Genomic DNA, 12,699 nt, shown 5'->3' with positions numbered 1-12,699 from the left:
ACAGTGAGTTTAGTGAAGCATTATTGGCTAGTCCTAGTAGGACTAGCCTTTTTTATTAGCGGCTGTAGTGAGCAAAACAGTTTGTATACTCTGCAAATTGAAGGGCGCACTATGGGTACCTATTACCAAATAAAATTGGCCGAGCCTAAAGCAAACTTGCCAAATGGTGAGGCATTACAAACCAAGATTGACGCTGTGCTGCAGCAAGTGAATCAAGAGATGTCTACGTATATCTCTGATTCGGAGTTGTCGCGGTTTAATCAACATAGCGCGAATAATGCAATCAGCATTTCTGATAATCTAGCATTGGTTCTTGAGGCCTCATTACAGCTCTCAGAAGACTCTAAGGGCGCGTTTGATGTCACTGTTGGCCCATTAGTTAATTTGTGGGGTTTTGGTCCTGAGGGACGACCAGAGCAACGACCTACTGAACGAGAGTTAGCGCTAACTAAAGCAAAAATTGGTTATCAGCATCTAAGCTTAAGCAGTGGTAAATTGTCTAAAGACTTGCCAGATCTATATGTTGATTTATCAGCCATTGCTAAAGGCCATGGGGTAGACCGCGTTGCCGATCTACTGGAAGCCGAAGGGCTGCATAACTACATGGTCGATATTGGTGGTGAACTGCGTCTAAAAGGCCACAACGACAAAGGTGCGGGCTGGCGTATAGCGGTTGAAAAACCCTCGGCAGAGCAGCGCGCTGTGCAAAAAATTATTGAGCCAGGTGACAACGGTTTGGCTACCTCGGGTGATTACCGAAATTATTTTGAGCAAGACGGGGTCAGATATTCACATACTATTAATCCGAATACCGGAATGCCTATCGCTAACCATATTGTATCGGTGAGTGTGATTACGCCTACCAGTATGATGGCCGATGCTTATGCTACGGCGTTTACAGTGATGGGGGTTGAGCAGGCAATGCGTTTTGCTGAAAATAAGCAGTTAGCAGTGTATATTATCGAGAAACAAGGGGATGAATTTGTGGAGCATATCAGCTCGGCGTTTGTGCCCTTTGTTGTTCAATAGCAGTTAGGAGTCATAATGGCGTATTTTTTAGTGACCTTTGTATTCTTTTTAGTGGTTATCACTGCTATGGCGGTGGGTTACATTTTTCAAAAGAAAACCATTAGCGGAAGCTGTGGTGGTATTGCTGCTTTAGGTATTGAGAAAGTCTGCGACTGCCCCGAACCTTGCGATAAACGTAAAGCTAAAATGGCCTTGGTAGAGCAAAAGAAAAAGGCTCGCCAAGCGATGTTAGATGAACATCGAATCATCTAAATAAAAAGCGCCTCACGGCGCTTTTTTTATATCTTGTGATTTACAATCCGCCTCTTACTAAGCGCACTGCATAATCATCGTCTTTTTTATCTAAGTCTATTTCGCCACTAATAAATTTGATAAACCAAGCTTTGGTTGTAGTAAGGCTATCAGGGGTTGCTGTCCAATAAGGTATCGAAACCCCTAAAGCAGAGGGAAAGATGTTCTCGTTAATCGCTGGGTCATAACAGCTGTATTCTATTAGGTGGCTGAGTTCTTTTACATTAGGTAGGCGCCAATCGTTGTATCCAGCGAGTGTTGAGTTGGGGCCCTCTTCAACGGCTTGTTTCCAGGTTAGGCTTAGCGCTGCACCAGTGCAGGTGCTGCCATCCCAAGTTCTTCCTACGCTACAGCGTGCCCACATCAAATTGGTTTCTTGGTCTGAAATAGTTTGGTCGTTGTTATCAACAAAGCGGCTATCTGGCGTAGTTAATGGTGATGATGCCAAGCAAATGCTAGCACTGAGAGCGGGTAGAGGTGTTAACAAACAAGCGGTAACAATGACTAAGCATCCAAGAGAGTAATTTATTGATAATTGCGTATCGGAATTCGCGGTGTTCAATTTCAGTTTAAGGAAGGTCATGAACTAGCCTCACAGGTAAAGTTTCAGACTTAAGCGCAAATGGAAGTCTATCAATAGTTAAATTGAAATTCACTCTCCATGCTGCACTGTTGAATTGGGATAGCGTGCTTGATGTCCAGTACCCATCGTTATCTGTGTTTGGAAAGTAATCGTTTTCTATGGCGAAATTAGTTTGGCTATAGTCAACTAAGGATTGTAGCTCTGGATATGCCGGCACTCGCCAGTTAGTTAAACCACACAAACTTAGGGCGTTTACGCTATTCACATAACTTTCGGTATCACATGTACCTACGCAACTACCTGCATCAGCGGAACCATTATCGCCGCCATTTTGGCTATTGTTATTGTCTAACCAGCTATAGTTATGGTGAATGTCTTGTAAGCCACTGTCGGTGGTTTTGACCTCCCATATTAGCTCAGTCACAGTATCTAATACACAGGACCAAGAGGTAGCATCTGCATTTAGAGCTTGCCCTTGGCTATCTAATTTAATAAAGCTAAAGCCGAGTTTTCCATCATCGTTATTTGAGGCGTTAATGTCTCTACCAACGTGACCGTCTTGATCTTGAGGGACCGAGTCACCATCGGCATCGGTGGTCAGATTACAATCAACTGAATTTTGATGAGACTCACTGGCGCCGAAGGCATAATCTGCACAGGTACTAATCCCAGTATCGTTAATTGGCGCTAAGTTGGTATTACTTGGCGTTAGCGCAATGCTTACTTCGTTAGTCGCGGTTTTGCCACCTTCATCGCTGACTGTTAAGGAAATAGCTACTACTATCGAAGTGGTAACATTTGGAGCAGTAAATTGAAGTTGTTCAAGGCTACTATCTGCAAAAGCAATGCTAATACCGCTATTGTCGGTTTGTTGCCATTGGTACTGCAAACTTGCTGTTTCAGTGTCACTCGATCCGCTACCGTCTAAAACGACTAATTCTGTTTCCCTTACCAGAACGGGAGCGATAATGTCAGCCGTGGGGGAGAAGTTATTAGCAATGGTAATACTTACGTTGTCACTTGCGCTAATCCCTTCGTTGTCTGTTACGGTTACTTCAAGTTGTACAACGCTATCGCCGCTCACTTCAGGGGCTATAAAGCTGGCATTTGCTGTATTGGCATCTTGTAGGCTAACTGTCACTCCAGCGGTTTGCTGCCACTGATAAGTGGCAATGCTGCCATCGGTATCGTTGGCTGTTGCATTCAGCGATACATTGTTTTGTTCATCAATAGTTTGGTCGTTACCCGCTGAAACAGTTGGGGCGGTATTCACCGGGTTTACGGTGACTTGTGTTAGTCCAATTTGGCTCACACCTTCGTTATCAGTAACGAGTACTTGAAAGACCAAATTTTCTGAGGTCACTATAGTGGGGGAGATAAAGCTAGCGATTGCGGTGTTTGCGTCGCTCAGGCTTACATTGGTGCCACTAAGCTGTGTCCACGTATAGCTAGCAATATTGCCATCGGCATCGCTAGCGTTCACGGTTAACATCACGCTAGTTTGCTCATTAACACTTTGAGCTGCACCAGTAGTCACTATTGGCCCAGTGTTTATTGGGTTTACGCTAACTGAGAGTGTATCGGTAGCGCTATCGCTTTTATTATCGGTAACCGTTATTTGAAACACTAAGGTCTCAGGTAACAAGAGAGTAGGGGAGGTGAAACTGGCTATCGCGCTATTCGCGTTGTTCAGGGTCACCTCGGTGCCACTAAGTTGCGTCCAGACGTAGCTAGCAATAGGGCCATTGCTATCGCTGGCGCTAGCGCTAACGACTACCGTGCTTTGTTCATTAACGGTTTGGTCACTTCCTGCTTCCACGCTTGGTGGGAAATTAAGGTTGTTAAACCCCTGCTCAATTTGTTCTTTGAGCTGCATATTATTGGGCTCATTGAGGTAATCTATTACTAGTGAAAGCCATGTTTGAAGGTTTTCGCCTTGGTTTCCTATTGCTGCGCGAAGACTCTCTACATCAACATTAGTGTTGTCGGTACTTAAGAATGGGTCAGGGCTTATATTACCCATTAAGGCTTCTATATCACTGATCCACTGTCCCTGTTGACTAAGGTCTTGTAAGTCGTTTCTAGCAGCGTAGCTAAGTATTAAGCTAGATATGGGGGTGACGTTACATTGGCGGCGATCATTGAACTCGCATGCGCTGTTCATACGGCCAACAAAGGCTTCGCCGTTTATCTGACCGCCATCAATTTCAACCAAAAAATCACGACTGTCAGTATCTAGCAAAAACTCAAAGTATCCCAACTCATCAGTTTGCGTTTGTGCTATTAGCGCACCGCTATTCCAATCTTTTAAACTAACAGTAGATTGGCTAATTGGGTCATCTACAGCCCTACCTTGTAATGCAGGGTAAGCATTAACAGTGATTTCTTTGCTGCTAGTGGCTTGTTGTTCATCCGTAGCACTCAGTTCAAATTGATAGCTCTGCACTGAACTAAGTGCGGGAATATCTACACTTAAATCTGCTTTATCGGTCTCTGTGGTGTTTAGTGGAGTTTGATTGTCGCTCAGTATTTGCCGCCACTGATAGCTAATTAGTTGGCTGTCGGCATCACTCACTTGGGCTTGTAGCGCTATAGTTTGCAACTCAGCAACTTGGCGTGATGCAGCCAAAATAATTTGTGGCGCTTGGTTGAAGTTAAGTACCGTAACGTCAAGAGTGTCGGAATATACCTTGCCCGCTTCAGTGCTAGCGCTGAATTCAAAACGTAGTATTTCAGTTTGGTTAACAGAAGGGGCAATAAAGCTTAACAGCAAACCATTTGAGTTAATTAAATCAACCGCTATGCCTGAACGCTGTTCCCAGACGGCCTCTGAGAGCTGCATATCTGGATCTTTTAAGGTTCCGCTAATTTCTACCGCTTGGTTTTCGTTAACCATTAGGTTTTGGCCTGCATCTACCGCAATTTTTGCGTTCGAATCGTCGCTACCACAGGCACTTAATAAGAGTGATGAAAAAAGTAAAACAAGCACGCCGAAGACTTTCTTTTTTAACATCAACCTTCCTTATTAGCTAATACCATACTGGCGAACAACTTTAACCCTTCCAGTATAGAAGATAATCAGTGTAGCGAGATTGTTAGCTTATTAACATATTTTTATCAATCCCCTTTGGCAATACCTTCTCTGCGCGGATCTGCTGCGCCTACTAGCTTGTCTGGGTAAATTCTTATGCCTTGTAAACCCGAAGTCATGTCTTTTATTTTGGTTTTGTACCCCAAATCTTCAAGGGCTTGCTGTTGCAAGGCAGCACTGGTATTTGCTTCGAGATCATAAGTACCGAAACGGTTATTTAAATGAGGCTGTTCAATAGCTTGTTGTAAGCTCATGCCCCAGCTTAAATGGCCTACTAAGGCTTTTGCTACGTAACCTATTATGCTGCTGCCGCCAGGTGAACCTATGGCAATAATTGGCTGCTTATTTTCCATTACAATAGTAGGCGCCATTGATGAGCGAGGGCGTTTGCCTGATTCAACGCGATTGGCGACCATTTGCCCGTCTTTTTCGCCAACAAAAGAGAAGTCGGTAAGCTGATTATTCAGCAAAAAGCCATTTACCATTATCCGTGATCCAAATGCATTCTCAACGCTACTGGTCATCGACAGCACGTTGCCTTGGGCATCAACAATACTAATGTGAGTGGTAGAAGGTAGTTCGATGCTGTGATCCTTAGCACGGGCAGTAGTGGTTGCTACTTGGCCGGCACTAACACTTTTAAGGGCTTTTTCGCGCTTAAGGAGATCAGCGCGAGACTTAATATAATCGCTGCTGAGTAAGCTTTTAAGGGGGACATCTACAAAGTCTCCATCGGCCAAATATTTGCCGCGGTCAGCAAAGGCGAGGCGAGAGGCATCTCCCAATATTCGCCAGCTATGAATATTGTTTGGCCCCCACTTGTCTAAAGGGTAGTGGGCAGCGATACCTAATATTTGCCCAACAGTACTAGCGCCGGAGCTTGGTGGCCCCATACCACACACCGAATACTGGTGATAAGGAGCGCATAGGGCAGGGCGCTCTTTCACCTCATAAGCGCTTAAATCGGCCAGGCTTAAACGGCCATTCTTATCATTGAGTTGAGTCACCGCAGCAATCATTGCCTCGGCAGTTGTACCTTGATAAAAGCCAGCGGCACCTTGTTTAGCGACTAGTGTTAAGGTCTTAGCGTAATCAGGATTTTTCAGTAAGTGGCCTTCTGGAAGGGGAGTGGCTGAGTCATCAAAAAAGTAGCGGCGGCTTCCCGAAAACCGGCCAAGGCGTTGCTGGTCACCTGCAATAAGCTTGGCTAAACGCGGGCTAACGCGAAAGCCTTCATTGGCTAGGCCGATAGCGGGTTGAAATAGATCTCCCCAAGTGGTTTTTCCATAGCGCTTATGTAATGTTTCGAACAGCGCTATCACGCCAGGGGTACCCACCGAACGGCCACCCACCACTGCATCATAAAACTGTAAGGGCTTGCCTGAATCATCTAGAAATAATGAAGAGTCTGCAGCTAAGGGGGCTGTTTCACGGGCGTCAAAGCTGGTAAGTTGGCTTTTTTCTGCATCAAAGTACACCACAAATGCGCCGCCTCCTATGCCAGATGACTGCGGTTCAACTAAACCTAACACGCTTTGCACCGCAATCATTGCGTCTACCGCATTGCCGCCTGCTTTTAGCACTTCGTAACCGGCTTCAACCGCTAAGGGATTCGCAGCAGACACCATAAACTTAGTAGCTACTACTTGTTTTTTGTGGGTAATGTTACTGGCTTGTTCTGGGGCAAAGCTGTCGGCGGTTTGGCTTTGGGCAAGGCTGTTAGCGCTAATCACTAATGCCACGCTTAATAGGCTACGAGCAAACATGTTGGCTTCCTTTCTATTAGGTTTATCTAGCCAGTGTAGCAGCTGAAAAACTTCTCGCCATATCTCGCCTATCTTATTGATAATTTGTGATTTTTACTGATTATTTAATGATTTCAAAAGAAAGGTGGTGGGTATTTGAGACAGGCTTGAGTGGCGCTATTAGCCACTTGTGGAATATCTCTTGGTATTACTGTCGGGCGTTGACGACAGTCATGATCGGGAGATCTGCTTATTTTTTGATTAACTATTTGTTTTTAATGGATTTTTAAGAGTTGGCTTAGGGTTTGCTTATACCCTAGTGCTCAACCGCTAGTTTAATCGCGGTCTTTTTGTGAAATTGATGTTTAACAAGGAGTTTCTTATGAACTTAAAGTATAGCTTTCCAATGTTAGCCTTATTTGTAGCCAGCTTTGCTTCTGCAAATAGTGAAGTGTTCAAAGACTTGGATACTAACCAAGATATGGTTGTAAGCCAAGAAGAAGCGGCCGAGTTGCCAATTCTTAGCCAAGTATGGACAGAGTTAGATACCGATCAAGACGGTGTACTTAGTCAAGCTGAGTTCATCAATCTCGAAATCTCGGTTCAACCAGAAGACCTAGAGAACAGTGAGGTGGCTGAGTAGCTAATCCTTAGTTTTCGTGAACCGATCCAATTTTAGGATGCAGTCGAGATCCGATATTTCTGCCTTTTGGTCTAGTTTACAGCAGTTCTAAATCCTCGATGTTTTTCCAGCGCTTAAGTCTGTGCTAGCTTAAGCGCTTTTTTTTGCCTGTTATAAAGAACTACGCTGTGGCACCGCTACATTTGCAAACAAAATACCCGCAACAATTGACATGAAAATCAAAAATGTTTGTGAACCAATATTGGGAATGCTTACCATTGATTCCCCCAGCACCATTGAATTCAAACTAATGTAGGCTTTGCTGCCCGGTACCAATAATACAATGCCTTGAAGCAATACCACCGAGGCAGGAGATTTGGTGAATTTAGCGAATAAGTTGGCGTACACTCCCACCACAAACGCACCAATAAACGGCCCTAAGGCTTCGCCTAAATAAGCACTACCCACAAAGGCGGCAGAATAAGCAATAATCCCTGATAATATTCCCCATGGAATATCCTTTGGTCTTACCTTAAACACCACGCTTAAGCCCAAAGATAGCAAAAATACGCCAAGCCACTTAATCCACCAGGTGCTCACTTCTATGACATGTAGGTCAACCTGCCCCCAAATTAACGCGCCAAAGGCCATGCCTAATACTGCGCCAAAATAGAGCTTAAACAGCACCATTACACCGTCCATTACTCGCGCTGTGCCGGCAATTAACTCACGCGCAGCCAGTTCACTTAAGCCCAAGGTGAGGGACAAGCCAGGCACAAAAATGATGATAGAAGAAAGGATTAAAATGGGGATATTTATATCGGGCACTATTTGGCTTATGGCTACCGCCATAAAGGCACACAATAATGCTGCCACGGGTTCTAAAGCTTCGTGTACGCCGCGCGAGTGCTCGGCGCGATGGGCTAGATAAAAAGAGATCCCACTCAGTAAACTAGACCAGATAATGGTATTCCAAGTGGCCGCCATTAACATGGCAAACGCACCACCGGTTATCGCAAAGGCTAACAACATGGTCCAAGGTGTATGCATTGGCGCTTGGTTGGCGAGTGTGTTTAGTTGGCTTATAGCCTCACTTAAACTCACTTCTTGAGCGGTCACTTTCTCCACGAGTTGGTTGGTGCGCGCTAGCATGCCTAAGTCAATTTCACCTGGTTTTACGCGCATTACATAGTTGTATTCTTGAGTATCATCGGGTGCCCATAGAACAAAGGTAAGTGAAGTAGGGGTGACTAAAAAATAGCCATCTAAGCCCATGGTTTCGGCAACGTTGCGCAAGTGAGACTCCATACGAAAAGCTGGCGTGCCGTATTTATGTAAGGCTTTGCCAAGTTTGATAATGAAATCGCGTTTTACTTCAAAGGATGATTGTTTCAATGTGGGACGTTATTCAATGTGGTAGATGCTTAATTGTATCCCACAGAGAGAGTTTTGGTGTAGTGGCCAGCAGATAAAAAGCCACTGTAATAACTTAGAACCAATGGGTTTAGCTACTGACAGAGAAATTTACCTGATTTTTTAATGAAATAGCGTACAGATTCGGCGTGATCATTTATCATTTAGGATTAGATTAAATTTATTACGCGCTGTCTCGGAGGACGCCATGGCTATTGGCAAATATTTACGTTGGAAAGATGAAAACGGCAACGAGTTTCGTCCGGTTTCTATTTCTGGTAACGCATTGCTTAACGATCGCACGTTAAACAAAAGTTCTGCATTTACATATGAAGAGCGTGAAGCCTTTAATTTGGCTGGCTTGTTACCACCAAAACCACAAACCTTCGAAGATCAGCTAAAGCGCGTGTACCAAGGTTTTCTTAGTGCTTGTAGTGATATTGAGCAATACCAATACTTGCGCGCTTTACAAGACCGCAACGAGACCTTGTTTTACGCATTGGTATCTCGTCACATTGAAGAAATGGCGCCAATTATTTACACGCCTACAGTAGGTAAAGCCTGTCAGGAATTTAGCCACCGCTACCAAAAAGACCGTGGTCTTTATATTACCGCAGAAAACGTCGATCAAATGGGCGATATGGCGCGTCATTTTGCGGGTAAAGACATTAAAATTATTGTAGTTACCGACAGCCAAGGCATTTTGGGCTTAGGTGATTTAGGCATTGGTGGTATGGGCATTCCGATTGGTAAATTGTCGCTATACACCTTGGGTGCAGGGATCCACCCAGCGCGTTGCTTGCCGATTGCATTAGATGTAGGTACTGATAACCAAGATTTGCTTGATGACCCAATGTATCTTGGCCTGCCTAAAAAGCGCATGCGTGGACAAGAGTACCAAGAGTTTATTGAGAAGTTTGTGGCACAAACTAAACTGCACTTCCCAGAAGCGGTATTACAGTGGGAAGACTTTAGTAAATCTAACGCCTTCGACAATTTATCTAAGTATGAAGACGAGTTACCGTCGTTTAATGATGATATTCAAGGTACAGGCTCGGTCGTATTAGCCGGTGTAATTGGTGCCACTAAAATTAAAGGCGAAACCCTAGGCGAGCAAGTGTACGCAGTATACGGCGCTGGCGCTGGTGGCGTTGGCGTAGCCGATCAAATCTTTGCTGGCTTGCTAAAAGAAGGCATTAATCATCAAGAAGCACGCGACCGGATCTTTATTCTCGATTCACGGGGTGTGGTATTTGATAATCGCCCAGACTTAGACGAATACAAAAAACGTTACGCAAAACCGTTTGAGTTAGCCCAAAACTGGTCACTTGCCGAAGAGGGTAAAGCCAGCTTAAGCGAGCTTATCGACAATACGCCCGTTACTGTACTGTTAGGTTGTAGTGGTGTAGGTGGCGCATTTAAAGAAAGCCATGTGAAAAAGATGTTGGAATATACCGAGCGCCCAATGGTGTTCCCACTATCTAACCCTACCGACAACTGTGAAGCCTTGCCTGAAGATGTTTACCAGTGGACTAATGGCCAAGCCATTGTTGCCACCGGCAGCCCGTTTGACGACGTAGACTACAACGGTAAGCAATACCGTATTGGCCAAGGTAATAACGTATTCATTTTCCCTGCGGTGGGTTTGGCTACGATTGTGGCGGGTGTGAGTAAAATCACCATGGAAATGTTCACTACTGCGTCTTTTGCTTTAGCCGAATATGTTTCGCAAGAAGATCTAGACAGCGGCTGTGTATTCCCAAGAATGCGCGAGTTAAAAGATGTTTCCGGTTTTGTGGCCAAGGCCATTTTGAAGCAAATTCAAGAAACCGATCCACAGGGTTGCTTGAGTGGTAAAGACATCGATCAAGAAATTGCCCAGCATATGTGGGAGCCTATTTACCTGCCGTATCGCAGAGTATAGAGCTCAACATTGTTGATAAAAAAGGAGCCGAAAGGCTCCTTTTTCTATTTATAAGATCAAGTGCAACGTGTAGATTTAGCCGCCCGTTATTGAGCAGTAATTTCCCATACTGTCAGAGAGCCACTCACCTCATTACCTACTAGCAACAAGGGCTTATTGGTTGGGCTGTCGGCAGCCGCAACAAATACCAAACTCTCTGGTGCTAAATCGCCAATGCCATCTCCGGCTTCTAGGCCCTCGGTTAAATCTCGGTTTATTACATAGCTTTCAAATGCACTGTTATACGGGTTGCTTACGTCGTAAACCATAATCCCGCCCATACGCTCTAAACCAATAAACGCGTAGGTTTTGTCGCCTACCATGCCTACGGTTAACGCTTCTGGTTCTGCGCCTTTGTTTTCTGAGCGAGAGTCACCTTCGTTTTCATCATCACCATTGTTAAACGCACTGCCGTGAATGGCAGCGGTAATGCGGCCAATGTCATCGGCTGAATCAAATACCACCGTGCCGTTTTGATCCCAAATAGTGAATGAACGCGCACCGTAAGCAAACGCAGTTTCGTACTCGCCATCACCGTTGTCGTCACCTAGCATGTTGGTTACGCGCAGCCCATCAATCTCGCCACCCGCTTGCAGAGCCTCTAATTTAGACCCTGCCGCCGCTGTTAACTTTTTAAGCTTAAGTTCTTCAGAGAACGATAAACAGCCGTCGTCTTCATCGTAGTCTTGGCCGCCAGCAGCAATACATGCAGCTTCGTCGGCAACATCAAAGAAATACTCGCGTGCATCACCTTCATTAGCGGTGATTAAAAATGGCGCGTCACTCCAAGTGAATGAAGTAATGGTATCGGGCATGTATACGCCGTAAAGGCCGTCGTATTGGCCAAAGCTTACGCTGCCGTCTTCGTTGCCATCAAAGTTCAAGCCGGCCCAATCTTTAAAGCCTAAACCGATTATTTTTACGCTGTTATCGCTTAAATCAACAATGGCTAAGCCGTTGTTTTCTTGAAGCGTTACATAGGCCATTTGATTAGTGGTAGTGATGTATTCAGGCTCTAAGTCTTGAGCAACGGTGGTCGTGATGACTTGACCGTTTAAGGTTCGGCCAGCTGGGTTAGGGAAATGCATGCCCTTGGCTTCCAACTCGTTTTGCATACCATTAAACGCGGTAAAGTCGATAAGCGTAGCAGTGTCGGCAGGGGTGCCGTCGGTTACGTTAATCACAGCAATCGAACCTTCTGGGTCATTACTGTAATCTTTACTCGGCTCACCTTCGTTTGCCACAAGTACTTTGCTGCCATCGGGTGTAAAGGTCACCATGTCTGGAAGGTTGCCCACTTCTACAGCGTTTAAAAATACCGGAGTGCCAGCATTCAAGCCTTTGTAAAACACAATGTAGCCATTGTTGGCTTGGTCATCGGCTTCAATAGCAACAGCCATTAAGTCGCCGCTAACTGCAATGCTATTTGCGCCACCAAGGACAACGTTGTTGGCTTCGGTTGGTAGCGTAAGCGCGGTGGCGTTTAAGTTGCTATCACTAAGTGGCGCAGTAAGAGCCTCAGAAGATAGTCCAGAAGCATCAATCATCTCAACACTATCGTCAGAACTATTGATGGCATAAATGGTTTGGCTAGCAGCATGATACTGCACAATTTCTGCCGCGCCGTTAGCATTTAGCACAATACGGCCCACAGGGCTAAGTGAAATACCTGTTACTGCATCGGCGCCTGCTTGGCCTGCTTGACCATCATCGCCGTTACAACCTACTAATGACAGGCAAGAAACTACTGCAAGTGAAACTAAGCTCTTCTTGAGCATCATCATATATCCCTATATTCGCTGATTAATCTTGCAGGGCATTTTGTGTACCTAATGTGACTGTGTGATGACCAAATTGTGACAGTTATTAAACATTCGATTGAGGGAGGGTGACAGTTTTAAACCTACGTTTCTGAGGAGGTGTTTATGTTAGGTTATTAAATTTAATAGCTTTTTTGTTGAG

The 12,699-nt window shown here is 45.0% G+C and carries 9 protein-coding genes; 4 read left to right on the top strand and 5 right to left on the bottom strand.

All coding sequences use genetic code 11. From position 1 onward, the window contains the following. Nucleotides 1-3: 3 nt before the first annotated feature. Nucleotides 4-1,029, top strand: coding sequence for an FAD:protein FMN transferase (locus FFR00_RS04060; protein ID WP_137672094.1), 1,026 nt, complete (start codon nt 4-6; stop codon nt 1,027-1,029). Nucleotides 1,030-1,044: 15 nt separating this feature from the next. Further along, nucleotides 1,045-1,281 carry a (Na+)-NQR maturation NqrM gene (gene nqrM / locus FFR00_RS04055; protein ID WP_137672093.1) on the top strand — a complete coding sequence of 79 codons (237 nt, stop codon included), beginning with the start codon at nt 1,045-1,047 and terminating at the stop codon, nt 1,279-1,281. A 40-nt stretch (nt 1,282-1,321) separates the two neighbouring features. Here nqrM and FFR00_RS04050 read toward each other — a convergent pair whose 3' ends face one another. From FFR00_RS04050 to ggt, 3 genes are all read right to left on the bottom strand, one after another. Then, nucleotides 1,322-1,903 (bottom strand): DUF1566 domain-containing protein, encoded by a 582-nt coding sequence (locus FFR00_RS04050; RefSeq protein WP_137672092.1) that lies wholly within the window; start codon nt 1,901-1,903, stop codon nt 1,322-1,324. Continuing rightward, nucleotides 1,890-4,916, bottom strand: coding sequence for a DUF1566 domain-containing protein (locus FFR00_RS04045; protein ID WP_137672091.1), 3,027 nt, complete (start codon nt 4,914-4,916; stop codon nt 1,890-1,892). Before FFR00_RS04045 ends, FFR00_RS04050 begins: the two co-directional genes overlap by 14 nt. Before the next feature lie 104 nt (nt 4,917-5,020). Further along, nucleotides 5,021-6,760, bottom strand: coding sequence for a gamma-glutamyltransferase (gene ggt, locus FFR00_RS04040; RefSeq protein ID WP_137672090.1), 1,740 nt, complete (start codon nt 6,758-6,760; stop codon nt 5,021-5,023). A 361-nt stretch (nt 6,761-7,121) separates the two neighbouring features. Between ggt and FFR00_RS04035 the strand changes: the two genes are divergently transcribed. Further along, nucleotides 7,122-7,382 (top strand): hypothetical protein, encoded by a 261-nt coding sequence (locus FFR00_RS04035; protein ID WP_137672089.1) that lies wholly within the window; start codon nt 7,122-7,124, stop codon nt 7,380-7,382. A gap of 150 nt (nt 7,383-7,532) precedes the next feature. Here FFR00_RS04035 and FFR00_RS04030 read toward each other — a convergent pair whose 3' ends face one another. Further along, nucleotides 7,533-8,756, bottom strand: a complete 1,224-nt coding sequence (locus FFR00_RS04030; RefSeq protein WP_235836154.1) for a threonine/serine exporter ThrE family protein — start codon at nt 8,754-8,756, stop codon at nt 7,533-7,535. Between the two features lie 226 nt (nt 8,757-8,982). On the opposite strand from FFR00_RS04030, the gene FFR00_RS04025 reads away from it, so the two are divergent. Beyond that, a complete protein-coding gene (locus FFR00_RS04025) occupies nt 8,983-10,698 on the top strand; it encodes an NAD-dependent malic enzyme (protein ID WP_137672088.1) in 1,716 nt (571 codons plus the stop codon). An 86-nt stretch (nt 10,699-10,784) separates the two neighbouring features. Here the strand turns inward: FFR00_RS04025 and FFR00_RS04020 are convergent, their stop codons facing one another. Continuing rightward, nucleotides 10,785-12,521, bottom strand: a complete 1,737-nt coding sequence (locus FFR00_RS04020) for a choice-of-anchor I family protein (RefSeq protein WP_137672087.1) — start codon at nt 12,519-12,521, stop codon at nt 10,785-10,787. Nucleotides 12,522-12,699 lie beyond the last annotated feature (178 nt).

It is taken from the genome of Agarivorans sp. Toyoura001 (genome assembly GCF_005405585.1).
Classification (GTDB): domain Bacteria; phylum Pseudomonadota; class Gammaproteobacteria; order Enterobacterales; family Celerinatantimonadaceae; genus Agarivorans.
Note: the sequence above shows the minus strand (reverse complement) of the source record. Positions and strands in the feature narration are given on the sequence as shown.